Source organism: Koromonas humicola, assembly GCF_059726255.1.
The window spans coordinates 2799245-2823841 of the sequence record NZ_AP040873.1 but is presented as its reverse complement, the minus strand read 5'-3'; the positions used below and the strand labels follow the sequence as shown (position 1 = coordinate 2823841).

Genomic DNA, 24597 nt, shown 5'->3' with positions numbered 1-24597 from the left:
GAATCCCTGGGGATCGCCCCCAGGGATTTTGTATTTTGCTTACCGAGAGTCTCTTACTCCTCATCGCCAAGCATGTGGAATCCAAGAACTCGATAGCTCACGATCGCAGCTTTGTTTACATAAACCAGCAGGTTGTTACTGTCTGGGGTAGAGGGATAGAGAAAGAATCCATCGTCCTTCAAGTGATCGATTGAGTTTCGAATGCAACCCTCGAGTATCTCGCCGTCAGCAAAACCGATCTCAACCCATATGTCCTGGACTTCGGGACCACTGGAGTAGAAGCGCACCATCTCATGCTCAGTGTCACCTTGAAATGAGCATACGAAGAAGGCCGCTTTTACTTGCGCCCAATCTACTTCAGGCGATGCGCCGTCCTCTGGAACGAAGCAAGCTCTCAACCCTGTGTGGAAAGAGGTATGCAAGTTGCGAGCAAGCGAATTCAGATCCGTAGGGGTGTCAATGCAAAGATACCCTTTGATGACACTCCCATCCTGATTCGTGATTACAACCTTGTGCTTATTCGCTGCAGTATCAATCGCAATGGCACGTTGGGCGTTCATGTTCATCATCATTCGCCAACCGCTTTAGCACGCGGCTCGGAATCCCGGTTAGGTGTTAGCCCGTACTGGCGGATTTTGTAGAGCAGTGCTTTATAACTGATCTTTAACTCACTTGCGGCCTGCTTCCTGTTCCAATTATTCCGACGCAATACTTCGCCCATGGCCTCTGTTTCTGCTTCGTTCATGGCGCTCCGGGCGAGCTTCTTCAGTCCACCAACCGCGTCCACGTTCACGGTCGTCTGCGGGGCGGCAGCAGTGAAACGGTTCCGAGGGGAGTTTCTCAGCTCGGCTAAGATGTGTTTCTCGTCGCCCAAGACCAGGAATCGCTTGACGGAGTTCTCAAGTTCGCGCAGGTTCCCGGGCCAGTCGTGTTCCATGTACGCCTGCAACAACTGCTCAGACATCGTGAGTGGCTGGCGGGCATACTTAGCCGAAAGCTTGCGCATGAAGTGACGAATCATGACCGGAATCTCTTCCTTGCGCTCGCGAAGTGGTGGCATGTGGATCGAGAATCCATTCAGGCGGTAGTACAGATCCTCGCGGAAGGTCTTGGCCGCAATAGCTGCATTCATATCGATGTTCGTAGCAGCAATGACCCGCACGTCAACTTTGATACTGGTACGGCCACCAAGGCGAGAGAAGGTTCCATCCTGCAGGACTTGTAACAGCTTCGATTGCAGTGGAGGGGGCATTTCCCCGATTTCGTCCAGGAGGATCATGCCCATATTGCATATCTCAAACTTGCCAGGTTTCGAGCGAACCGCTCCGGTAAAGGCGCCCTGCTCGTATCCGAACAACTCGCTTTCGAGCAGGTCGGCAGGCATTGCGGCGCAATTCACTTTCAGGAACGTACGATGAGAGCGGGGAGACATCTTGTGAATGTACTGCGCGATGATCTCCTTGCCCGTGCCGCTCTCGCCCATGATGAGAACAGGAAGGTCCACGCGGGCGAGGATTGCACACTGCCCACGTATTTCGTTCATTCGTGGACTGGCACACACAAAAGATGTGTCATTGAAGAGTAAGGTCTCGTTTGTGGCCTGGTGATCCTGGTCGCCCTCAACAAGAGCAATGAAGCGTCGCACTGACTCTTTCAGTGCGGTGATGTCAAAGGGAAGTTGAAAGTAGTCAGAGGCTCCCGTTTTCATTGCCTTAACAATCAATTGAGAATTGTGAAAACAGGAGAAAACGATGATGGGAACCGTGGGCAGGGCCTCACGGAGACTTGTCAGTCGTTGGAGCGCTTGGCTTCCCAGCATTTCGAGAAGAATGACATCAGGCGCAAATCCCTTTTGCAGTTTCAGGATGGCCTGTTCCGGGTTGAGAAGCATAACCTGTAGGCCATCGCGCACGAACACACCGCGCAAATAGGACAACACGCCAGACTCATTGCCCACAATTACCAAGTGCCGACCAGACGAGTTGGGTGATTGGCCTTTGCTACGGGACGACCAGGCTTGTGAGCTCTCGTTCGAATTCGTTGTCATAAACGCCTCAAATCAAATTCCGCCGTTAAAGCATGTGACCTTTGCGAGCCAACCCATGAACGTGCTGCAAAACATATTGATCCTTGGCAAGGGGGAGAGAGTCATTTCAGATTCGTGGGCACAGCACTCTATTTCAGAGTAGATAAGATGTCAACCAGAGAAAGAAGGATGCAAGCGTGTGCACATACCAGGAAAATCGTTTCTAACCTGATTGCCCACACACCATCTGTGCCCAAATTGATTGAGGCCATTGTCCTACTTTGCCCCGAAGACGGGGCGAAGTAGGGACCATGGCGAGCAATATGCTTCCCGAATCGGGAGAGTACCTAGCTAGCCACCGAGAAGTGCCGTTCATTCTCGATCGCATTCGCTACGGCTTCGACGACCCGGCACTGATCCTCTTCCGAAATGTGGGGGAACATTGGAAGAGAAAGGATCTCAGATGCAAGATGTTCGGTAGTCGGTAGATCGCCCTTGTCATAGCCAAGTTCGGAATAGGCAATCTGCAGGTGAACAGGCACCGGGTAGTGAATTCCTGTGCCAATTTCTGCCTTCGCGAGTTCGCCTTGGACGCGGTCCCGATTGCTTACCCGAATGACATATAGATGATATACAGGCCTAGACCCTGCTGGTACGAACGGAGTGACGACGCCGGGCACCGAACTGAACATTTCGGTATAGCGAGCTGCCGCGGTCCTTCGCATATCGTTCCACTGTTGCAGCCTTTTCAGCTTTACGTTCAGGAATCCGGCCTGAATTGCATCCATTCTGCCGTTGTATCCGACTAGGTCGTGGTAGTACTTATTGGGCTGTCCGTGATCGCGGAGCATTCGAGCTTTGTGCGCCAAGTCTGGATCATCCGTCGTGATCGCCCCAGCCTCGCCGCACGCCCCGAGATTCTTTCCCGGGTAAAAGCTGAACGCGCCTGCCTTCGTAATTGAGCCTGCTTTGAGCCAACGATTCTGCTGCTTAGAGAAGTACTCGGCACCGTGCGCCTGACACGCATCCTCGAACAGCATCAGGTGGAACTCTTCAGCGATCTCAGCGATAGGATCCATGTCGGCAACTTGGCCGAAGAGGTGGACCGGCAACACAGCGGTGATGGGTGTGCCCGTCCTTCTTCCGAGGCGCAGGCCAGTGCCTGCGTCGATTGCACAGACCTCAAGGTAGGCGCGCAACTCGGTTGGACTCATGTTGTAGGTCTGTTCATCGACATCGATAAACTCAGGGAACGCTCCAGCCTGGGTGATCGCCTCCGCCGTAGCGATAAATGTATTAGCGACCGTGAGGACTGTATCCCCGGGCTTCACGCCGCCAGCGATCAGCGCGAACAGCAGAGCATCGGTCCCGCTGGCTGCTCCGATACATTCCTTAGCGCCGGTGAATACGGCAAAGCGTTCCTCAAAATCGAGGAGCGGCCGACCGCCGACGAAGGCTGCGCCATGAATGGCATTCCTAAGTACGGCCAGCAACTCTGACTCAAGCTCAACATGAGGGGCTACAAGATCCAGGAATGGAATTGACTTGTTCATTTTGCGACGGCCTCGGAATTTTGATAACGCAGCACGCGGGCCGGATTGCCCGCAACGATCGAGTAAGCCGGAACATCCTTGGTGACGACACTCCCCGCGCCGACAAGCGCATGTTCCCCGATGGTCACGTTGGAAAGAATGGTCGAGCCAGAACCGATCGAGGCACCAATCTTCACTAAAGTGGTTTCAACTGCCCAATCCTTCTCGGTCTGCAATTCGCCATTTGAAGTTGTCGCGCGCGGGTAAGAGTCATTTACGAAGGTGACACCGTGGCCCACGAAAACCTGGTCTTCGATGGTGACACCTTCGCAGACAAAGGTATGGCTCGAAATCTTGCAGTTTCGGCCCACGACAGCATTCTTCTGAATTTCGACAAACGCACCGATCTTTGTCCCCTCGCCGATGCTGCAGCCATAGAGGTTGATGAACTTCGATAATTTGACGTCCTCGCCCAGCTTTACATCCGGGGCGATGCTGATGAATTCACTCATAGGATGACCTGCGCTCCACGGTTCCGAAGAGATTCGTCGGCAGCCTGCAGCATTCTCACGCAGCGGAGTCCTGCCTGTCCGTCATTGATCGGAGTCTTGTCCTGCATGATGCACTCGTTGAAATATCCGAGTTCGAGTTTGAGCGCTTCCGTGGTTTCAATCTGTGGCGCCCACATGTCGCCGGAGCGATAGCTTACTAGCAGGTCATAAACACCCTCGCGCGTGTTCATCTGCACGCCGCGGTCGTAGATCTTGATCTTCTCGTCGGACTCAAGATCATTCCACATCAACATCTTCTTATCGCCGCCCACGAGAGTCGTTCGCACCTTCACCGGTGAAAGCCAGTTCACATTGACATGTGCGATCAGTTTGTCGCTGTAGTACACCGTGATGAAGGCAACATCCTCGACGCCGTTGACGTGCTTCTGTCCTGTGGCAACTACTGCTTCAGGCTTGTTCGAAAGGATGTAGTCCATGATGGAGAGGTCGTGCGGCGCGAGATCCCAAATAACGTTCACATCGTGCTGGAACAGGCCGAGGTTTACTCGCATGGTGTCGTAGTAGTAGAGATCACCGAGTTCACCAGCATCAACGAGTTGCTTGATCTTGCGGACTGCGCCGGTGAAAAGGAACGTGTGATCAACCATGATCTTCAGATTCTTGCGTTCAGCAAGTTCGATCAGTTGCTCTGCCTGTTCAGATGTGGAAGTAAACGGCTTCTCCACGAATACGTGCTTGCCGTTCTCGAGTGCAGCCTTCGCAAGTTCGAAGTGAGTCCATACGGGAGTGACAACCGCCACGATATCGACGTCAGGAGAGCGCAGAACGCTGAGAACGTCCGATGTGACTTCCATGTCGGGATATGACTTTGCAACCTTTGCCAGCGCTTCAGGGCGGCGATCGCAAACGATTGAGACTCGTGATTCATCTTGTAAATTGAAATTGCGGACGATGTTCGGTCCCCAATATCCAAAGCCAATGACGCCGACTGACAATGCCTTTTTTTCGGCGCGGCAGATGCGCAGGTTCGTGATTGGGTTGGCAGATAGCAATGGAACAATTGGCTTAGACTCGGCTATCTCAAGCGGTTGCTGCGTCTCTTTGACAATTCGCAGAGCCGAGGCTGCGCGTGATTTTTCCATTTTTCCTCCTCAGTATCATGGCGAAAGCAGAGCTTCAGCCCAACCGCCAACGTGGCCGCACAGCGAAGTGCAATTCGTCTGCCAGATATAAGGAACCCGTTGAGTGCTGCAACTCACACCGACGATGAGAGCGCAACGTAGACTAAGTGGCGCATGCGCTCCAACTCACTCAATCTGCTTCTGCGATGCTCTGCAAAGCATTGCGCATCTGGGAAAGCAAGTGGCTCGACATTGCCCCTGCTGCAAATTGAGACGATTGCTCCAGTTAACGAATTCCGATCGGCCTGTGTGTCCAGGCAAAGCCGACTCCGAAGACATTGCGCGATCCTGTATAGCTGCAGAAAGGTCCGACACAAGAGGAGTTCGTTGTTTGGCGTTGAAAGTCATAACTCAAGAAAAAACTAAGGTAGCGTGCAAACTCGCGATTGAGGACGATGCCTGTGAACTGAGTGTTGTACCTCTGCGACGAGTCCAATTGCTCGTTGTGAGAAACACCGCCTTCAAGCGCCATAGACATATGTCTGGCGAGCTCGATGTTGGCCGTCACCAACGCTGTATTCGCCATCGCGCCTTCAAGAACGCCAGCTCCAGCCGAAACACTACGAAGCGCACTGGCGGTGAGAGTTACACGCCGCACTCGATACTCTGCGAGGGCCCGGCCCTCCCAGCTAACATAGCTATGTCTTGAAGGAGTGAAGTGCGACTGTATCACTTGTGGTCCCGCGCCTAGCTGAATGCTGAACTTTCCAGATATTCGCCTACCGTAAACAGCCGAGGCATACTCAGTCGAGATGAAGTTGCTGGTGCCTGCAAAATCAAACCTTGTGAACACGCCTTCAATCGCAATTGAGTCTCGAGGCGATAGCTTTCGGTTGAAACCTGCAACAGCCGAAGCTTGACTGATATCCCTTAGGCCGTGCGTGTTGAAGCGCAAGATGCCGTACGAACCGGCGATGGTCGCGGTGTTGCGTGGATTCAGCCTGGCATCCAGTTCTACTAGGGTCGTATTTGCAATTCTTCCCGCTCGACCCGTCAGGATGCTTTGGTCGGGTTGAACATCAGGGCGAAGTGCTGTCGATGGCAGTTGCATGTTGTTGATGTTTCCCCATTGGCCACTGATAGCCGCAATGGTGCCCATCCCTTCCATGCCGACATTTCCAAAGTCAGAACCTTGAGAGTAAGACGCCTCATCATCTATCAGCACGCGCCATCGCCGAGTCTCAATCGTCTTCGAGAGTGCAACTCCATGAGCATGAGTTATCTGGTCATAGCCTTGGAGGCGAGCTCTCGTGTCGTATCGAAATGCTCCGGAATAGCGAAACTCCATCGTGTTGCCGAGTAACTGTCGCCACTGCAGTGTGGCGCCGAGGTCGGTGAAGGACCTGTAAGTTTCCTTGGTATTGCTGAGCAGTAGTGGATTGTCGTCCCATGTCTCGGAAACGCGCAACGATGGAACGATGAAACTGTGTCGCTCTCCCCAGGAACCGATCCCGGCGATTTGTCCGCCTGAGAGCGGGCGGTCATCAGCGGTGATTTCGGTGGAGGCTGGTTCGTTTACGAGTACCGGGGTCAGAGTCCCCTGCGTCGGTGGAACTGGCACGTCTTGCGCTGGGAGTTGTAGCGCGATGCCGAAGCACGAAGCCATCACTACGAGTCGGACTGCTTCATGGATTGTCACGGATAATCGCCTCACGGTACGACAATCGTGTCACCAGGTTGGAGAACAATGTTTTGCTCTGGGTTCTTACCTTTGATCACTTCGTCGTAGTTGAATGGAATTCTCTGTTGTTTATTGCCGTCGGCACGCAGGACGTAAATCTTCTTCGTTCTTGCAAACTGTGATGGGCCGCCAGCGGCCGAGAGTGCCTGGAGTACTGTCAGTCTGGAGACAAGGATTATCGCCCCTTGTCTGGTGACTTGCCCCATGACATAAGCACGACGGCTATTCATCGCCGTGACCATCACGGTGACACGTGGCTCCGAGATGTACTGCTTGAGGCGATCGACAAGAGAAGAAGACAATTGCAGCGGAGTCAGTCCCGCGGCCTGTACGTCACCAAGCAAGGGAAGAGATATCTTGCCGTCCGGACGGACCGGAACCGTGCTCGAAATATCTGGCTCCTTCCACACGTTTACTTGAAGGACGTCCTCGGTTCCAATCAGGTACTGAGATTCCGACGCTGGCAGCAGCGTTTGTGGGTTCGTTGCCGAATTAGGTGTCTTTCCTTCACTGGACGGAGCGAACGACGATTGCGACCACATCTGCCCGACGGCGAGCAACATGACTAGAACGATTCTCTTCATTTACGCCTGCTCCTCTCGCCTCGCCTGAAGCCGTGAGACGAGGCAGAAATCCTCTTCTGTCCTGATGGAGCAAGACTCGTGCCAACGACCAAGAGAGTGGGGGGCGTGCCACTGCGCCACACAACGTATGTTGCTGTTCAGTAATTGCGGTGTTGGGGAGCAGCGCAGTTTCGAAAACCGGAATCGGTGGTCCTACTACGCTGGCTTCTGGTGTGCAACTATTTTCCCAGATGGTTCACCACATTTCTCTCGACTAACGGCCGAACTCGGCTCTCATTCATCTGAAATTAATGTTGGTGACCATCCGGACATGTTGAGAACCATCTGCAGATCCTATGGGGCAAAGCCCTAATCACCTAGCTACAATGGATCAGTGGTTAATCAACGCAAAATCTCCGAGCGGCATGCTGAGCGTGCGTCTGCCTATTAGCTCTAGTGTTCCGGTGACTTATGACCGGCTCAACGGCACCTGTGCATAAGCGCTCGGGGTAATCTCCTAATTGAAGGCCAGTAAGATAGAGATTAATACCTATACATAGTGCACACACCCTCTATTGTGAGCGGTACCGTGCTGTAAGGGCCTCGCCGTACTGGCACCCCAATAGCATAGGTTGTTTGGACACGACCCATTGGTCGAAGTGCATAGCACTTTAGCGTTCAAGGTACTCTGGTATTCTTAATACCTCTAATCCCTTCTCTGTTACTGTCACTTTGCGAACACACCAAATGCGCGTGCCACTTCGTGCGGCCGTGAGCTGACGCAGGCATCCTGCGAAGCGAATCGACCCGGGTAGGCACACCCACGCAAAGTCGTTCTCAAACGACCTTTGTTGTTGGAGCCGAGCAGTGAAAGTGTGTCTCGCCAACGGAATGAGTCGGCTTTCCTCGGTCTGGGAACCGGCTCGTCGAAAACTCTATTTTCGGTGACCGGCGATAAGCAGAAGGCTTTCGCATCCCGACAGGAAGTTGGACGTCTTGAAGAAAGTTTTCCTTGTATTCACCGTTTCTATATTTTTGACATCCATTGCGCTTGCGCAAAGCGTGTCTCCAACCATCTTCTATTCGAACCTCAAGTCCGGTCCAAATACAGGTGGCCAGAACAATGCTGGCGCTTTTGTCACAATCTATGGCAAAGGATTCGGCACCGCGCAAGGGGCATCGGCCGTAACGATCGGTGGTGGAAATGCAGCCAGCTACCAGTCCTGGACTGACACTTCAATTACCTTCCAACTTGGATCATCGGCACAGTCGGGAAACATCGTCGTTACCGTCGGCGGAATAGCGAGTAACAGTGTTCCGTTCACCGTTCGTTCCGGCAGGATCTATTTCGTATCCACGAGCGGAAGCAACAAGCAATCAGGTTCGTACTCCAGACCATGGCGAACGGTTGTATATGCGAAGAACACGATGCAGCCTGGCGATATCGTGTACCTGGAGAATGGATACGTCGACAGCGCAGTCGAGTCAAATAGCAGTGCGCTGAATCTCACGCGCGCTGGCACGGCAGCGGCCCCCATGGCGATCGTTGCCTATCCGAAGAGCGCCGTTACAGTCGGTTCCACAACCGCCGTGACCACCGGAATCAACGTCACTGCCAATTACTGGGTCCTCTCAGGGTTGACACTTCGTGGTGCGCAGGCTGCTATTGCCACGAACAATGCCACTGGCTTGCGTATTGTGGGTAACGATATTTCCTGTCCGAATGGATCAACGACTGGAGCCTGCGTTAACACGAATAGCGGAACTGCGCTGGCATTCCTCGGGAACAACCTTCACGATAACGGAACCACTGCAAGCACGAGTGAGGTCTACTACGCTTCGCTGTACCTGCTCGACACAACTGGAGTTGAGATCGGCTGGAACACAGTCGCCAACACGCGCGGCTGTAACGCAGTCGCTGCGCATGCAACCAGCACGCTTCAGTCCTCGCTGAACATCCACGACAACTACATTCACGACACGCGTTGCACTGCTATCGCATTGGGCACAATCGATCCATCGCTTGGCGCCGTTAGTATTTACAACAATATTCTGGTGAATTCAGGCAACGGCCCGGCACCCGGCACAGCACAGACACCCTCGTATGCTGCGATCCTGATTGGTGGTTCCGACTCGCCTGCTCAGATTTACAACAACACAATCTACAACGCGGGATCATTTGGCGGCACGATGGCTGGAGCTCTGCGCGCGGTTGGCGCCGTGAACTTCACAAACAACATTGTGGATGTGGCGAGCGGACAACAGTATCTATCTTCAGACACGAATCAGTCCGTGGTCACGGGTTCGAACAACCTGTTCTATGGTGGCGGCACCGCCCCTGGCGTGTTCACCTCCAGCGTCTCTGCAGACCCTCTGTTCACAAGCGTGACGAATAACAACTACAGTCTCACGTCAGGTAGTCCGGCAATCGACGCTGGCACTACTGTAAGCCTCTCGACAGATTACGCCGGCGCGCAGCGGCCACAAGGCGCGGGGTACGACATCGGCGCTTATGAATCCGTTCCTCAAGCCACTACGGCGGGAACGCTGAGCGCATCCCCGTCCAGCCTATCCTTTGGAAACGTTACGGTCGGCCAAACGGCGACCTCAACTACCACTCTGACCAATACCGGAAGCGCGAGCGTCACAATCTCGCAGGTGAACAGCAACAACACCAGCTTCCAAACCAGTGGCATCAGCCTGCCGCTGACGTTGAACGCAGGACAGTCGGCCACGTTGACGGTGACTTTTGCTCCCACAACAACCGGCACCATCTCGGGCAGCATTTCCGTCGCTAGCAATGCTTCAAGTTCGCCAACCGTTAACGTCTCCGGTGCTGGACAGGCGGTTGTTCCCACCGTGACTGTGTCGCCGTCGAGCCTGACCTTTGGCAGCCAGGTGGTTAACACGACGAGCGTCGCGCAGACGATCACCATGAGCAACACATCGTCTGCTCCACTCTCGATTAGCGGCATCACTAGCTCAGGCGATTTCGCTCAGACCAACAATTGCGGGTCGACCTTGGCTGCAAACAGCAGCTGTTCCATCTCGGTCACCTTCACTCCGACCACCTCCGGTACGCGCACGGGAGCCATCTCGATCGTCGACAATGCTACGTCCAGCCCACAGCAGATCTCGTTGACGGGTAGCGCGACTGGAGCGACGACGCCGACAATCACTATCTCGCCCACCAGCATGACTTTTGCCAGCCAAGTCGTGAATACGACTAGTGCGGCGCAGACGATCACGCTCACGAATACCGGATCGAGCTCACTCTCGATCAGCGCAATTGCCGCCTCGGGTGACTTTGCGCAGACAAACGGTTGTGGCACGAGCCTGGCCTCGCAGGCGAGCTGCAAAATCACGGTCACATTCACTCCAACTGCTACCGGCACCCGAACTGGAGCAATCACCTTTACGGACAACGCAGCATCCAGCCCGCAGCAGGTATCGCTGACGGGTACCGGATCCTCAGCTCCAACTGGAACGCTGCAAGCAAGTGCCACCTCGCTTTCGTTCGGCAGTGTGAACGTTGGCAGTACAGGCACCCAGAACATTGTGATCTCCAACACCGGCAGCGCAAGCGCAACCATTCAACAGATCAGTACTGGGAATGGGGCGTTTACGGTCTCCGGAGCCACTCTGCCTGCAACAGTCGCTGCGGGCGGATCGATCACTCTTTCCGTGGCCTTCAAGCCAAATACGACCGGAACCTTCTCAGGCACGCTTGCCATCCAGAGCAATGCGTCAAATCCGACACTCTCGGTTGGGCTCAGTGGTACTGGACAGGCCGTGCAGCACTCGGTAGCACTGTCCTGGACGGAGTCATCGGCAGTGAACGGATTCAACGTGTACCGTTCGACCCAGTCAGGTAGTGGGTACACGAAGATCAACAGCAGCCTCAACTCCAGTCTGTCTTACAAGGACACCACCGTGTCCGCCGGTCAGACTTACTACTACGTGGTGACGGCTGTAGATGCTTCGGGTAACGAAAGCACTTACTCGACGCAGGCTGCCGCATCTGTTCCGACTCCGTAAACACCTAGAAGTAATACCTTAAAGCGATCCGGGAAACGTCCCTAAGTGTACGAACAATGTACCTTGGGGATGTCTCTTTGGATCGCATTTGCGCTTGCGCCATGTATGATCAGGCTACTTAGCAGGTACAAATGCGCAACTCGTCGATTCGGGCTCTACTGCTCTGTTTGTGGGCAGGGGCGACGATTACGACAGGGAAATGAAGCACCTGGAAACACGGCTAACTTAAGTTCACGCATACGCGTTATTACCTCCTCGACCCTTTCGTAAGTTGTCGGCCCTCCTGAATGCAGAGTTAACTCTAGATCGCAATTACAAGTTGATCAGCTTTGCCCAGCTGTTCAGGATTCCTGAGGTGATGATGCAGTTCGTCCGCTTTCATCAGAACCGTCTTCTGTCGTTCTTGGCAGTTATATCTAGCTTTGTTTTAGCGAGTTGCGGGGGAGCATCGTCTCCTGCAAGTAACAGTAGCGCCCAGTCATTTGTGGCAGCAGTGTCCCCGACGAGCGTGACGTTTAGCAGCCAAGCGTTGAATTCAATGAGCACATCCGCGAGCGCGACGCTTACAAATAGCGGAGATCAAACTCTATCCATCTCTGGGGTGAGGATTACAGGCGACTTTCAGCAATCGAATGATTGCGGAGCGAACCTGGCTCCGAAATCAACCTGCACCGTTGCCATAACATTCAAGCCAACAGGTCTAGGCATCCGGACAGGCACGCTTTCCATAGCCGACAATGCCTCACAGAGTCCGCAGACTATTGCGCTGAGTGGAACTGGTGTAACTGCAGCACAGTTGACGGCAGCACCTTCCGCTGTGTCTTTCGGAACGGTCGCGGTCGGGCAGGCCAGCGCTCAAGCCCTTGCGCTGACGAACGACGGAGGGCAAGACATTACAGTCGATTCGATTTCTACAAGCGGAGCAGGAATCAGCCTGAGTGGGGTTTCTCTCCCTCTGGTGCTTGCTCCAAATCAAAGCACCTCGGCGCAAGTGCAATTTGCTCCCTCAGCGGCTGGAGACGTCAGTGGCGCAATCTATATTAAGAATGGCGGCGCTTATGTTGCGTCCATACCGGTGAGTGGAACTGGCGCGGTATCGTCCTCTCACGAAGTGATTCTCAGTTGGGTGGCCTCGCCGTCTCCGGTGCTCGGATACAACGCATACCGGGCACTCCAATCCGGCGGACCATACACCAAACAAACTTCGAGTGCGATTAGCGGAATAAGCTATACGGATCTAAATGTTCAGGCAGGGACTACATACTATTATGTTGTGACTTCAGTGGGGAGCGACAGCGAGGAAAGCGCTTTCTCTTCGGAGGTTCATACCGTAGTGCCAAGTCCATAGCTCGCGAATCGTGGATACATTTTTGGTTTCGAGAGTGGAAAAAAAGTTCCCACTGCGTAACGTGTGTGCCTGTTCAGAAGGACATCGTGCAATTAGAAATCTGAGGTAGCGCTGTAATCTGCTGAAAATCGGCTGGTTCTGGTTCCGGAGATGTGTTTGGTTTGGTTTGAAACGTGCTCCAAACCGCGTGGGAGGCTATTGCCGCATGCTCAGAACCGCGGATGGAGGAGAGCGTTACTTTGTCGCAGGCCAGGACATGCCGCCCTTGGATGTGATCTTCGGATCGACGCCGACCATGCAACTTGTCCGGACTAAGTTGGAGCAAGCTGCAAGGACAAATATCCCAGTTCTGATTCGTGGCGCGAGTGGTACTGGGAAAGAGATCATCGCAAAACTTGTGCACGTTAACTCTCCATGGAGCAACGGTCCATTCGTGAAAGTGAATTGTCCGGCGATTCCAGGCTCCCTGATGGAAAGCGAACTCTTCGGGTATGAGCGTGGCGCCTTTACCGGTGCATACACAAGGAAGGCGGGGCGTTTCGAGGCTGCCAATACTGGAACTCTCTTTCTGGACGAAATTGGGGATCTGGATGCGGGTTTACAGGCAAAGCTCTTGCAGGTGTTACAAGATGGAAAGTTCTGCCGCATTGGCGGAGAGACGGAGCACAAAGTTGAGGTACGCATCGTCTCCGCGACCAATCATTGCCTCGAAGACGACATGGGGAGCGGCATTTTCCGACAAGACCTCTTTTATCGACTTGATGGAATCGCTATCACACTGCCGTCATTGGCGGAGCGACGTGGCGACATTCCAATGCTGGCTAACTACTTTGTCGATCACTACAATGGCGTGTTCAGCCGCAGGACTCCGCATTTCTCCGAAGCTGGTATGAAGAAGCTGATGGAATGCCAGTGGCACGGAAATATCCGCGAGCTTGAGAATGTGATTCGTCGGTATGTGATTTTCGGGCAGGAAGATGCGTCGCTTGCGGACGTCAGTCGTAAAGAAAACGCAATCTACACGCCTGAAATTCCGCTGGACGGCGACATCTCCCTGAAGCAGATTACTCGTCGTGCGGTGCGCGAACTGGAATACAAAATCATCTCCCGCGTCTTGCTCGCACATCATGGAAACCGGACTAGCGCCGCACGAGCCTTGAAGATCAGCTATCGCGCTCTTATGTATAAAATCCGCGACAACGGTATTCCGCGGCTTCGTGCGGTAACGCAGAAGGCAGCCGCCGTTGATTCCGAACCTACTGAAATAGAGCAGACAATCGAAAACTCAGAAGCGGTCTAAGCAGGCAGGATTACGTTCTTCTTCCGCAAATGATTGCATACTGAAACACGGCCTGGACACCTAAGTCATTCAAATCGCGATACAAACCTTCTGGCACGTAAGTTGCATCATAGGTTCGTGATGTACCTTGCAGTTGTGGAGCCGCAAATGCTTAAAAAGACCCAAGCAGTTGCTATTTGCATTCTTGCGTTATCACTAACCGCATTCGCGGATAGAGAGGCGCATACCCTTGGGAATAAGGGGCTCCCGGTCAGAACTGATGTAGCTTCGACGAGCATGTACAGAGTTGAGGCGCGTGGTGGACATTGGAATGGTCGCCTAGGTCGAATCGGCCATGGCGATCCTCCAGGTCACCAAAAGTCAGTTCCGGAACCCGGCAGCCTTCTGGCATTTGGGACAGCGATGTTGTTAGGTGCTTCATCTTTGAAGCGCAAAGCAACCGTGCGTTAGACCAAACTCCGGGCTTTCAATAACTCGAACAGCGCACGTGAACCTGCGGCACTGTTCGAGTTTTTCGTTGTTATCGGCTCAGGAGTTTTTCGCTCCGGCGCTCACGATCTTGCAGGAACCAACAGAGTCCGCCCTCCATAGCTAGAGCCAACCCAAAGAATACAAATCCGCCTTTCTGGTGCAGCGGCCCATTGATGATGGAAGGATCCACGTGCATTGTCAGTAGACACAGGGTGACAATGCGGATGCCATTCTTGATCAGGGCCAGCGGAAGAACGGCCGCTATGAGCAGAAATCGGTATGACCTCTTTCGGAGGAAAAAGTAGGCGAGTAGGGACGACAGTACTAGCAGGGCGTAACTGGAGCGTATTCCACTGCACTCAGGCGCAATGTCTATGTCCAGCCCGCTGCTTAGGTAGAAGCTTGTTCCTTCACGCACGAAGGGAACCCTTAGCATCCAGAAAAGAGCACTGACTACGATGGACGATCCCCATTGTAGCCACCGCACCACAGAATTCAGTATCCAGTCAGGGAAGGGAACCGCGAAGAGCAAAAAGCCGAGAGCAAAACACGCTTTTTGCCACGCTATGCTGCCGTAGCAGGCGACGAAGGCACCACCAACCGCTATCAGGAATCCAACAACCGCCAGGACGATTTGATCCGACGCGGTGACCTGCGGCAATGAACTCAATCCAATGGTCTCCATTGCCAATCCGGCCAGGACCAGACCGAGCGCCAACGGAGTAGCCTGTGTGTTTGCGAATATCTCCCGTCGCTTTTGGAATAGCAGAAAAGCAGAGATCAGGGGGATCAACCACAGATTGGATGATTGCTCACTTGTTCGCGAAACTGCGAACCATGCAAGCAGATTTTCGTGAATATTCGCTGCCGCAATTACGCAAATGATGGCGAATGTCGCGTGATGGATTAACAGTCGTGGCCGCGGGTGAATATCAATTCCCACCTGGCCCTCCTTTCATGTTCAATCCTGTGCACATCGATTGCCGAACAAACCTGCCGATCGAAAATCTGGTGCATTTCGATACTCCAATAGAGGAAGAGAGTAGGAAACGAGTTGCAGCAACGGAAAGCACTTTTCCGAGCCGTTGGGCAAAAACCCGGCACAAGTGCAGGACGTCAAAACAGAGGTGATTGCATGTCCTTCAGTTTCTTCAGGTAGCGCCCTCTGGAACCCTGAGCTGTCGATCACTGCGCAAGCAGAACTATGGAAGTGCAATTGCATTCTTTGTAATGCTCGTCGCGCAGTACCGTCGTCAAAAGGACATAACTGTGAATGCCTCTGTTCCCAAGCCGACGCTCGCCTTCCACGTGAAGCCGATAGAGTCGCAGCAGCAGTTCCTGCACCAGATCGCAATTGAGTGTCGTCGCGCAGAGCGATCGAAGAAACGGTTCATTCTGGGGCTGCTCGCCGGGTTCGAACGCCAGCAGACCAGTGTGCTGCCCATCGCGACTGCGCTCTCTACGACTACTCGGGAGACGGACTCTCTAGGATGGTATGAAGAGAATTCCGTTCTTGGAGTTCTGTTCCCAGAGCTCGGGAATACAACGCCGGAGCTTGCTCAAGAAGCCATCCTGCAAAAGCTGAAGGTTGCACTTAAGCAAAGTGGAGTAACGGAGATTATGGGTGCCTCCGTACACATACTTCCAATAGATCTAGCCAGTCCGGTCCACAAAGTTGATGAATTAACAAAGAGCATCTATGGGCAAACGGCGGTTCCGTCCAGGAAGACGAGACTGCTACTCCGTGTGAAGCGCTTGATGGACATAGTGGGCTCCGCAGCTTTGCTCATTGCTTTATCGCCCTTGATGGCTGCGATCGCGCTGGCCGTAAAATGCGGATCTCGAGGGCCAGTGTTGTTTCGCCAGACGAGGGTGGGCTATGGAGGGTCGCCTTTCACCTTCCTGAAGTTTCGTTCAATGAGGGCGCAAAACGACGCGTCGCTTCACGAAAACTACGTGAAGGATTTCATCAGGGGCACAGCGTCCAAGAACAAAAACGACAAGGGCGAAGGCGTTTTCAAACTCACCACCGATCCTCGCGTAACTCCCATTGGCAAGTTTCTGCGGAAATCGAGCTTGGATGAACTCCCTCAACTCTGGAACGTTTTGCGCGGCGATATGTCGCTCGTAGGCCCAAGGCCCCCGATCCCTTACGAAGTTGAGTGCTACGATCTTTGGCACCAGCGTAGGGTTCTTGAACTCAAGCCCGGGATAACAGGACTATGGCAGGTTAGCGGAAGAAGCCGTATCGGCTTCAACGACATGGTCCGGCTTGACCTGCAATATGCACGAAACTGGTCACCGTGGCTTGATGTGAAAATCCTGCTGCAGACGCCGCTCGCCGTCCTCGGAGGTAGTGGCGCGCACTAGTACAGGTAGGCCTTAGCCAGCCTTACCCGTCTGGCTGGCTGCTGGTTTTCCATAGTGATACCCATATCCATATGACGAGTAGTAGGACGCTGATCCTTCAGCCGAGCGGTTCAATACAACACCCAGTAGCTTGTCGCGCGTAAATTCCTGCATCGCACGTTTCGCCAGTGTTGCAGGTGTAGATCGCGCACCCACGACGAGCAGCACGCCATCGCTCACTTCGGAGATAACTCGGGCGTCCGACAAAGGAACGACCGGCGGCGTGTCGATGAGAATCCAGTCGAACGAAGCCCTCATAACCTCAATCAATCGATGGAATCTCGAGTTACCCACGAGCTCTCCGGAGTTGGCTACGTGCGTTCCGCAAGGAATTAGGTAAAGACCTTCCAGCGATCCAGATTGAACTACGCTTTCAGCGCTAATACTTCCTGCCAAGTAATCACTAAGGCCGGGGCCGGTTGGACACTCCAGAATATTTGACAGGCCCCCGACACGCCGCATATCGGCGTCGATGATAAGCACCTTATGCTCACCCTGTAGCGCAAAGGCGTGCGCTAGATTGGCGGATACGAAGCTCTTGCCTTCCCCTGGAACAGCACTGGTCACACAAAGTACTTGCAATGATCCCGCACGCTGAATCTGATATAGGCGAGAGCGAAGCGTGCGGAATTGCTCCTGTCCAGCCACCTGAGAGTCGTTGCCAAGGAAAACAAGATTCCTGCCATGGATAGGCCAGTTGCGAGTTGGGCACTTTCCAACAATCGAGCTGACGTTGACTGCCGCACTGCTTTCGTTTGGTACGGGATCGCTGACGGTCTCAACCATTCCGACAGGGACGGCGTTGGCTGTGATATCGCCAGCCGGTTCTGGTTCGGGGGAAGTTAATCTTGCGGCAATAATATCGTCAACGTTCGGAATATCCGAGCTAATGCTCACGCCTTGCTGACGAGCTTTTTGCAGAGCTTCGTGGATGCGGCTCATTTATAGATTCCCTTCACCAGCGGGTCGTAGTCGTGCGACTTCAACGTTGTGCTCACGGAAGCTTCTGTGAAGTCATCATTCGTCACATGAAGCGAACTATGCTTTCTACTAATCTGGAGCTCACTCGCCGCGTTTTCGATGTGCCGGGCGGAAACTCTTTGCTCACCATCACAGAAAGCACCAATCATTCCGTGATCACATAGCAAGTTGATCAGGCGCACGATTCCCATTGAATATCGATGAATCAGGGCAATCGCTTCGGGCAAGAAGATTGAATCGTTGTCTTGCCTACCCGCCACTCGAATGCGGCGCATGATGTACTCTGCCGTCTGAGACTGGGAAAGAGGCAACGTTCGGCAACGCAAGGTGACCCGCTGCCGCAATTGTCGCAGCGACGGTCGTGCGAGGATCTCTTCCAGTTCTGTTTGCCCGGATAGCACGATCTGCAGCAACTTTTGCGTAGGAGTCTCGAGATTGGTGAGCAGTCTGAGCTCCTCAAGCGTGTCCGCAGACATTTGCTGTGCCTCATCGACGACCAGAACCACTGGACGTCCGAGTTCGTGCCTTTCCAAAAGCCAACTGTTCAGGGCAAGCAGGCGTCGGCTCTTCATCGCCGCATCGCAGGAAATCCCAAAGTCGGCCATCATGAAATCAAGAAACTCATCAGGGCGCATTCTGGGATTGAAGATGAATGCGCTGTCGGCGGCCTGCTTCGTCAACCACTGCATGAAGACATTCAGTAAGGTAGTCTTACCTGTTCCAACGTCTCCGGTAAGAACAATGAATCCCTTGCGATTTGTAATTCCATAGGCGAGCGTCGCCAGAGCTTCCCTGATTGGTTCCGTCACGTAGAGGAACCGTGGATCAGGGTTCAGGTTGAATGGCGCGCTCGTGAGCTTGAAATGTTTTTCGTACATGGATGATCACGCCCTGATCCGGTGATTCTGTTCAGAACCAATATCGCGTTTCGCCTTCTTAAACGGAACTGATGCAACTTTGTCAGTTTCCCGTGGTACTACTTCTGGAATTCCAGCCAAAACAGGGAGTCCGAGAACATCTACAACATCCTGCTCGGTACGAATAAAGTTCTCCCTGCGCTCAATCCCATAGGCAAATGCGGACCCGAGGGTCAGACCGAAAATAAGCCCGGCGGCCATGAATTTCAGACGGTTAGGGAAGGTGGGTTTAGCGGGCAAATCTGGAGGATCGAGCATCCGGAACTGCTCGCCTTCCTGGCGGCGTTCCAGGTCCGTTGCCATTTCTGACTGTGTTTTCTTATTCAGAATCTCGTTGTAGAACTGCAGCGCAGCGTCATGATCTCTCGTCAGAGACTTATATTGCTCTTCCACGCCCGGGCTTAGTTGCAAGCGCCCCTGCAGCGTCTTGACGTCCTGCTCAAGCCGCAATTGCTCGGCTCTCTTACTGCGGATCATCTCTTCCGTTAGTCTCAGGGACACACGTGCCTGGCGTGTTTCGGGTGATTCGGTCGCCAAGTCTTCTTTCTGTTGGGCGGGATCTGGCGGGGCATTAGCGGCACCCTTCAACTGTTCTTGAAGTTGAGCAAGCTGAGCTTTTGCCTTGACAACGTCAGGGTGTGCATCAGTGTACTTTGCCTTCAACCCAGCGAGAGCTGTTTGCTGAACCGCGATCTGTGTTTGAAGCTCACTGCGGTTTGCGCCACTCGGCAATGGCTTCCGAGCGAGTAACTGCTGCGAGAGTACGGATTCCTGCACGATGCGCTGCTGCTGTGCCTGGCTAAGTTCCTGGTTTGCAGATTCAAGGCGAGCCCTCGTTGAAGTGAGCATCTCCAGATTGCGCTGCTCGTCACTTGGCAACTGCCCGATGTATTTTCTCTTGAACTCGGCGAGTCTGGCGTCCTGTTCATCAAGCCTGCTCTTTGCTTCCGCAAGCTGGTCGGCCAAGAACTGAGTGGTTCCAGCAGCATGTTGCTGACGTACCTTCAGGTTCTCGCTCATAAACATCGACAGAATCTCGGAACACACGGCCTGCGCCGTACGAGGGTTGTCGGTCTCAGCCATAATGTAGAAGCCCGACGGAGCCCTACCGTTTTCATTGCGAATCGTCTTGACGTCAACCGCCCGGCGCAACTTCTCGACCTTGTCTTCCATGGAAGCTTTGCGAGCGTCTTTATAGAGTGCGAGAGATTGAATGATGGGCTCCAGTCGGGTTCGACTGAGAATCTGCTCCTTCATGGTCATTAAGCGCGCATCAAGTTCGTCCGTGATCATCGGGGTAACGAACTTGTCCGAGACTTTGGGTTGCTCAACAAGCACGAACGCCTGCGACGTATAGACCGGCGTCACCACGAAGGAAAGGGCTATGGCGCATATTGGCCCAAGCAAGGCCGGGACGGTTATCCACCAGAACCGTCGCCGAAATACTCCGAGGAGCTTCTCGAAACTGATTGATTGCTCTTCTTCTTCCATACGCTTTCTGACTGCAAGGTGGTTGCCAATTCACTCTGCCTTTGGTTTTTGCATAGCTAAAATAGCTTCCTTTATATCCAGCAAAACATGCGACCGAATGGAAACAGACACCCACCACCCGTATGATGCAGTCCTGAGCAGGAGCGCAAAAGAGTAACGCAATAGGCAATTGTGAAAAGTTTTTCCTACCTTTGAGTCACTCGATTTCCCACCAGCCCAAACGGGCTAAGGCACACGACGCACCCCATCCGGGGTTTTTGAGGACGCGTTCGGATGAACACCGAGGATTTCCCGTTGCGTTGTGGTACCTGAGGCACCGACTTTCGCTTGGGAATGCAAATTCTTGCCTACTCGGGACCATTCCGCAGCTCTTCTGGAGCTGATCCCCGGAGTTGGTGCAGAACATGGCGCTGTTCCGACCTGAGTACGCCCACTCTGATTGCGTCCTGAACCTAATAACAAAAGTGTTGGTTTGGCTGCTCAACTGCACTATGGCTTCTGCCGCGTGATGTTGCGAAATAAGGCAGTCCTTTGGGCGGATAACCCATGGTCAGGCGGTTCGCGAATTCTATGGAATTGGGTCACGACATGTGACTCAGAGGGCGAAGCTATGGAAGGGCACAAAGATAATGTCGCTGCCTTTGTATCAGCAACCGGACATAGCTTCACGGTGGAACCCCGATGGTATGCGATTCAAACGCGTGCCCGGCACGAGAAGCGTATCTGCCACGACCTCCAGCGACGAGGCATCAAGGCATACGTCCCAACGTTGCAACAGGAGCATCGATGGAGCGACCGGACAAAAACGGTAGAGCTGCCACTGTTCTCGTGCTACGTGTTTGTGAACTTAAGCATGAACCCGACGGAGCGCCTTGAAATCCTGAGGACCGCTGGTGTGTTTCGCTTTGTCAGCGTCAATGGGATGCCTGCGGCAGTACCGGAATCCGAGATTGAGAGCATTCAGACAGTCCTCGCCAATGGAGTTCCTCTGTCATCCTGCGAATACCTTCAGATCGGCCAGCGAGTTCGTATTCGCGGAGGCGCACTCGATGGCGTGGAAGGAATTCTGAAACGACATAAAAACGGAGACAGCGTTGTGATCTCCGTTGAGCTAATTCAGCAATCCTTGGAACTTGCGATTACCGGATACTCTGTCGAGCCTGTTCAGTCAACCGGCATCAAGGTACCCGCCTAGCTTGCAACATCTTCAAATGTCCCAAGCGTTCTCGAACCGCAATGATCTGGCGCGCTGACCGCTTTTCAGTTCGCTTCTATGAATTTGTTACTGGAGACACGAATCGATGAATGTTACGCCGACCATAAACTCGCGCCCCAAGGTTGCCGTGGTAGGAGTGGGCTACTGGGGCAAAAACCTGGTCCGGAACTTTTATGAATTGAATGCACTCGCGGCGCTATGTGATGGAGAAGCGGCAGTCGAGCAGAAGTGTCTCAGCCAGTACTCGGGAATCAAGTTCTATCGCGAGTTTGAGGCACTTCTTGCAGATGAATCGATAACGGCTTTGGCACTATCAACCCCTGCGGTGACTCACCATGACTTGGCCAAGCGAGCCCTGCTTGCAGGGAAGGATGTGCTTGTTGAGAAGCCCCTGGCAGTGAATGTGAATGAGGGAGAAGAACTCGTGCGTATCGCGGAAGCGAACGGGCGCATCCTCATGGTCGGTCACATTCTCCGCTATCACCCAGCGATTCTGAAACTGAAGCAGCTAATCAGTGATGGAACACTCGGCAAGATCAACTACTTATACTCAAACCGCCTCAACATCGGGAAGATTCGGAGCGAAGAGAACATTCTGTGGAGCTTTGCGCCGCACGACATTTCAGTAATTCTGTCTCTGCTCGATGAGATGCCGACGCGCTTGACCTGCCATGGTGGCGCCTACTTAAACTCGGCTATTGCCGACGTCACTCTCAGTCATTTCGAATTCCCCAGCGGAGTGCAGGCACATATCTTCGTCAGTTGGCTCCATCCAATAAAAGAGCAGCGCCTGGTCGTCGTCGGCTCGGAAAAGATGGCAGTGTTCGATGATACGGCGGAGCACAAGTTGGTCCTGTATCCACATAAGGTTGAGTGGAAGAACCGAATTCCGAACGCAATCAAAGCTAATGGCGAAGTCGTCGAGATCGAAAACAAGGAACCACTGCGGGAAGAATGCCTGCATTTCCTGGACTGCATTGAAAGCAGAACGTCACCGGTAAGCAACGGAGCGGAAGGCTTGCGGGTGCTTCGCGTTCTGGACGCGTGCGAACGCGCGCTGGGCAGGCCCGGTACCAGCATTCAAATGCCTGTGATCGAAGTCAGGCCAGAGCGTCCCTACTTTGTGCACCCCTCGGCGTTTGTCGATGATGGTGCAGCAATCGGCAAGGGGACGAAGGTCTGGCACTTCTCTCACGTCATGAAAGGTGCTGAGGTCGGTGAGCAATGCGTTATCGGCCAAAACGTAAACGTAGATGGTGGAACAGTCATTGGCAACAATGTGAAGATCCAAAACAACGTCTCTGTTTATACCGGTGCCGTGATCGAAGACGATGTTTTCCTAGGACCATCTTGCGTTCTCACCAATGTCACGAATCCCCGCTCTCAAGTAAATCGCCACTCGCTCTATGAGCCAACAACATTGAAGAGAGGCTGCACGATCGGTGCAAATGCAACCATCGTATGCGGCGTCACGATTGGGCGCTACGCCTTTATTGCCGCAGGCTCAGTTGTAACAAAGGATGTTCCGGACTTCGCGTTGGTCATGGGAAACCCCGCGCGCCAGGTCGGTTGGATGAGTCGGCATGGTCATCGACTCACGGACCCGGACTCGGCTGGCGTCATGCGTTGTCCAGAAAGCGGGTACAGGTACTCAGAGGTTGACCCCGGGGTGTTGCGCTGTCTTGACCTCGATGAAGAAGCTCCTCTACCTGCCGAGTTAAGAGTTGGAATCAAGTCCTACAAGCAGACAAAAGAGAAAGCAAAATATGAATGTTCCGCTGCTCGATCTTAAGGCTCAGTACGCAACTATCAAAGATGAAATAGATTCGGCCATTGCTGAGGTGCTCGATACGCAGCACTTCATTCTCGGTCCCAAAGTTGAGCAATGCGAGAGCGCAATTGCGGCCTACTCACAGTGTGCCTTCGGCATCGGTGTCTCATCTGGCAGCGACGCGTTGCTGGCCTGCTTGATGGCGGAAGGTATTGGTCCGGGTGATGAAGTGATCACCACGACCTACACGTTCTTTGCTACGGTGGGTGCGATCTCTAGGCTCGGAGCAAAGCCGGTGTTCGTTGACATCGATCCACTCACGTACAACATGGAGCCTTCACAGATCGCCTCTAAGATCACCGAGAAAACCAAGGTGATCCTGCCGGTTCATCTCTTTGGTCAAATGGCAGATATGGATCCGATCATGGATCTCGCTCGCGCGCACAATCTGGTGGTGATCGAAGATGCAGCTCAGGCCGTTGGTGCTGAGTACAAGGGAAGGCGCGCCGGGTCCATCGGGCACTACGGCTGCTTCTCATTCTTTCCATCCAAGAATCTGGGTGCTTTTGGCGATGGTGGAATGATCGTCACCAATGATCCGCAGCGTGCGGAGAAGCTGCGAATCCTCCGCGGACACGGGTCTAAGCCAAAGTACTATCACAGGATCGTCGGCGGAAATTTCCGGCTCGATGCTATCCATGCAGCCGTTGTACTCGCAAAGCTGCCACATCTTGATTCTTGGACGGCCGCGCGTCAGGAGAATGCCCGCAAGTACACCAAGCTGTTTGGTGAACTTGATCTTCCGATCGAATTGCCGTCTGTTGTGACCAATCGTCACATCTTCAATCAATGCGTGGTTCGCAGTTCCTCGCGCGACGAGCTACAGGCACACCTAAAGAACAAGGGAGTCGGCAGCGAAGTCTACTACCCAGTTCCTATGCACCTTCAGGAGTGTTTCGCCTACCTCGAATACAAGGAAGGCGCGTTCCCTGAAAGTGAAAAGGCGGCGAAGGAGTCATTAGCAATTCCTGTGTACCCAGAGCTCAGCGATAAACAGCTACGATACGTGGTGCAGGCAGTGGGCGAATACGCCGAAAAGACAATGGCGGCACCGTCGTCCGTGGGCATTGCGCAAAAGAAGGTCGCGTAATCGGAGTCTT

Annotated in this window: 19 protein-coding genes; 8 read left to right on the top strand and 11 right to left on the bottom strand. The window is 53.6% G+C overall.

The genetic code is table 11. From position 1 onward, the window contains the following. Positions 1-53: 53 nt before the first annotated feature. The 7 genes from AC6IZD_RS12270 to AC6IZD_RS12240 form a co-directional block, all read right to left on the bottom strand. The gene (locus tag AC6IZD_RS12270) at positions 54-560 is read right to left on the bottom strand and encodes a DUF6982 domain-containing protein (protein WP_497783604.1); all 507 of its coding nucleotides are present in this window, start codon (positions 558-560) and stop codon (positions 54-56) included. 8 nt (positions 561-568) lie between these two features. Beyond that, complete coding sequence (locus AC6IZD_RS12265; protein ID WP_497783603.1) at positions 569-2047, bottom strand: sigma-54-dependent transcriptional regulator; 1479 nt, start codon at positions 2045-2047, stop codon at positions 569-571. 326 nt (positions 2048-2373) lie between these two features. After that, positions 2374-3579, bottom strand: a complete 1206-nt coding sequence (locus AC6IZD_RS12260) for a DegT/DnrJ/EryC1/StrS family aminotransferase (protein WP_497783602.1) — start codon at positions 3577-3579, stop codon at positions 2374-2376. Continuing rightward, a complete protein-coding gene (locus AC6IZD_RS12255; protein ID WP_497783601.1) occupies positions 3576-4070 on the bottom strand; it encodes an acyltransferase in 495 nt (164 codons plus the stop codon). Before AC6IZD_RS12255 ends, AC6IZD_RS12260 begins: the two co-directional genes overlap by 4 nt. Next, positions 4067-5212, bottom strand: a complete 1146-nt coding sequence (locus AC6IZD_RS12250) for a Gfo/Idh/MocA family protein (RefSeq protein WP_497783600.1) — start codon at positions 5210-5212, stop codon at positions 4067-4069. The genes AC6IZD_RS12255 and AC6IZD_RS12250 overlap by 4 nt, the downstream gene beginning before the upstream one ends. 265 nt (positions 5213-5477) lie before the next feature. After that, positions 5478-6890 carry a hypothetical protein gene (locus AC6IZD_RS12245; protein ID WP_497783599.1) on the bottom strand — a complete coding sequence of 471 codons (1413 nt, stop codon included), beginning with the start codon at positions 6888-6890 and terminating at the stop codon, positions 5478-5480. Positions 6891-6901: 11 nt separating this feature from the next. Next, positions 6902-7516: a polysaccharide biosynthesis/export family protein gene (locus AC6IZD_RS12240; RefSeq protein ID WP_497783598.1), complete on the bottom strand. Its 615-nt coding sequence runs from the start codon at positions 7514-7516 to the stop codon at positions 6902-6904. A gap of 975 nt (positions 7517-8491) precedes the next feature. Between AC6IZD_RS12240 and AC6IZD_RS12235 the strand changes: the two genes are divergently transcribed. From AC6IZD_RS12235 to AC6IZD_RS12220, 4 genes are all read left to right on the top strand, one after another. Further along, positions 8492-11533 (top strand): beta strand repeat-containing protein, encoded by a 3042-nt coding sequence (locus AC6IZD_RS12235; protein ID WP_497783597.1) that lies wholly within the window; start codon positions 8492-8494, stop codon positions 11531-11533. A gap of 358 nt (positions 11534-11891) precedes the next feature. Further along, the gene (locus AC6IZD_RS12230) at positions 11892-12881 is read left to right on the top strand and encodes a choice-of-anchor D domain-containing protein (protein WP_497783596.1); all 990 of its coding nucleotides are present in this window, start codon (positions 11892-11894) and stop codon (positions 12879-12881) included. A 205-nt stretch (positions 12882-13086) separates the two neighbouring features. Next, a complete protein-coding gene (locus AC6IZD_RS12225) occupies positions 13087-14181 on the top strand; it encodes a sigma-54 interaction domain-containing protein (protein WP_497783595.1) in 1095 nt (364 codons plus the stop codon). 120 nt (positions 14182-14301) lie between these two features. Continuing rightward, a complete protein-coding gene (locus AC6IZD_RS12220; RefSeq protein WP_497783594.1) occupies positions 14302-14631 on the top strand; it encodes a PEP-CTERM sorting domain-containing protein in 330 nt (109 codons plus the stop codon). A 70-nt stretch (positions 14632-14701) separates the two neighbouring features. On the opposite strand, the gene AC6IZD_RS12215 is transcribed toward AC6IZD_RS12220, so the two are convergent. Continuing rightward, entirely contained in the window at positions 14702-15595 is an 894-nt protein-coding gene (locus tag AC6IZD_RS12215) for an exosortase/archaeosortase family protein (protein ID WP_497783593.1), read from the bottom strand. A gap of 188 nt (positions 15596-15783) precedes the next feature. Here AC6IZD_RS12215 and AC6IZD_RS12210 point away from each other — a divergent pair, with 188 nt between their 5' ends. Further along, the gene (locus AC6IZD_RS12210) at positions 15784-17022 is read left to right on the top strand and encodes a sugar transferase (RefSeq protein WP_497783592.1); all 1239 of its coding nucleotides are present in this window, start codon (positions 15784-15786) and stop codon (positions 17020-17022) included. A 12-nt stretch (positions 17023-17034) separates the two neighbouring features. Here AC6IZD_RS12210 and AC6IZD_RS12205 read toward each other — a convergent pair whose 3' ends face one another. The 3 genes from AC6IZD_RS12205 to AC6IZD_RS12195 are packed head-to-tail and all read right to left on the bottom strand — an operon-like array spanning position 17035 to position 20450. Continuing rightward, positions 17035-18003 (bottom strand): CpsD/CapB family tyrosine-protein kinase, encoded by a 969-nt coding sequence (locus AC6IZD_RS12205; RefSeq protein WP_497783591.1) that lies wholly within the window; start codon positions 18001-18003, stop codon positions 17035-17037. Next, positions 18000-18920: an ExeA family protein gene (locus AC6IZD_RS12200; RefSeq protein ID WP_497783590.1), complete on the bottom strand. Its 921-nt coding sequence runs from the start codon at positions 18918-18920 to the stop codon at positions 18000-18002. The genes AC6IZD_RS12205 and AC6IZD_RS12200 overlap by 4 nt, the downstream gene beginning before the upstream one ends. Positions 18921-18926: 6 nt before the next feature. After that, complete coding sequence (locus AC6IZD_RS12195; protein WP_497783589.1) at positions 18927-20450, bottom strand: GumC family protein; 1524 nt, start codon at positions 20448-20450, stop codon at positions 18927-18929. Positions 20451-21060: 610 nt separating this feature from the next. On the opposite strand from AC6IZD_RS12195, the gene nusG reads away from it, so the two are divergent. The 3 genes from nusG (at position 21061) to AC6IZD_RS12180 (ending at position 24587) form a co-directional block, all read left to right on the top strand. After that, complete coding sequence (gene nusG / locus AC6IZD_RS12190; RefSeq protein ID WP_497783588.1) at positions 21061-21645, top strand: transcription termination/antitermination protein NusG; 585 nt, start codon at positions 21061-21063, stop codon at positions 21643-21645. Positions 21646-21751: 106 nt separating this feature from the next. Then, positions 21752-23458, top strand: a complete 1707-nt coding sequence (locus AC6IZD_RS12185) for a Gfo/Idh/MocA family oxidoreductase (RefSeq protein WP_497783587.1) — start codon at positions 21752-21754, stop codon at positions 23456-23458. Beyond that, entirely contained in the window at positions 23433-24587 is a 1155-nt protein-coding gene (locus AC6IZD_RS12180) for a DegT/DnrJ/EryC1/StrS family aminotransferase (RefSeq protein WP_497783586.1), read from the top strand. Before AC6IZD_RS12185 ends, AC6IZD_RS12180 begins: the two co-directional genes overlap by 26 nt. Positions 24588-24597 lie beyond the last annotated feature (10 nt).

What these genes read in the sequence shown, in the direction of transcription:
- AC6IZD_RS12270 (WP_497783604.1), bottom strand. Translation starts at nt 560, where the DNA reads ATGAACGCCCAACGTGCCATTGCGATTGATACTGCAGCGAATAAGCAC.
- AC6IZD_RS12265 (WP_497783603.1), bottom strand. Translation starts at nt 2,047, where the DNA reads ATGACAACGAATTCGAACGAGAGCTCACAAGCCTGGTCGTCCCGTAGC.
- AC6IZD_RS12260 (WP_497783602.1), bottom strand. Translation starts at nt 3,579, where the DNA reads ATGAACAAGTCAATTCCATTCCTGGATCTTGTAGCCCCTCATGTTGAG.
- AC6IZD_RS12255 (WP_497783601.1), bottom strand. Translation starts at nt 4,070, where the DNA reads ATGAGTGAATTCATCAGCATCGCCCCGGATGTAAAGCTGGGCGAGGAC.
- AC6IZD_RS12250 (WP_497783600.1), bottom strand. Translation starts at nt 5,212, where the DNA reads ATGGAAAAATCACGCGCAGCCTCGGCTCTGCGAATTGTCAAAGAGACG.
- AC6IZD_RS12240 (WP_497783598.1), bottom strand. Translation starts at nt 7,516, where the DNA reads ATGAAGAGAATCGTTCTAGTCATGTTGCTCGCCGTCGGGCAGATGTGG.
- AC6IZD_RS12230 (WP_497783596.1), top strand. Translation starts at nt 11,892, where the DNA reads ATGATGCAGTTCGTCCGCTTTCATCAGAACCGTCTTCTGTCGTTCTTG.
- AC6IZD_RS12225 (WP_497783595.1), top strand. Translation starts at nt 13,087, where the DNA reads ATGCTCAGAACCGCGGATGGAGGAGAGCGTTACTTTGTCGCAGGCCAG.
- AC6IZD_RS12220 (WP_497783594.1), top strand. Translation starts at nt 14,302, where the DNA reads ATGTACCTTGCAGTTGTGGAGCCGCAAATGCTTAAAAAGACCCAAGCA.
- AC6IZD_RS12205 (WP_497783591.1), bottom strand. Translation starts at nt 18,003, where the DNA reads ATGAGCCGCATCCACGAAGCTCTGCAAAAAGCTCGTCAGCAAGGCGTG.
- AC6IZD_RS12200 (WP_497783590.1), bottom strand. Translation starts at nt 18,920, where the DNA reads ATGTACGAAAAACATTTCAAGCTCACGAGCGCGCCATTCAACCTGAAC.
- AC6IZD_RS12195 (WP_497783589.1), bottom strand. Translation starts at nt 20,450, where the DNA reads ATGGAAGAAGAAGAGCAATCAATCAGTTTCGAGAAGCTCCTCGGAGTA.
- nusG (WP_497783588.1), top strand. Translation starts at nt 21,061, where the DNA reads ATGGAAGGGCACAAAGATAATGTCGCTGCCTTTGTATCAGCAACCGGA.
- AC6IZD_RS12185 (WP_497783587.1), top strand. Translation starts at nt 21,752, where the DNA reads ATGAATGTTACGCCGACCATAAACTCGCGCCCCAAGGTTGCCGTGGTA.
- AC6IZD_RS12180 (WP_497783586.1), top strand. Translation starts at nt 23,433, where the DNA reads ATGAATGTTCCGCTGCTCGATCTTAAGGCTCAGTACGCAACTATCAAA.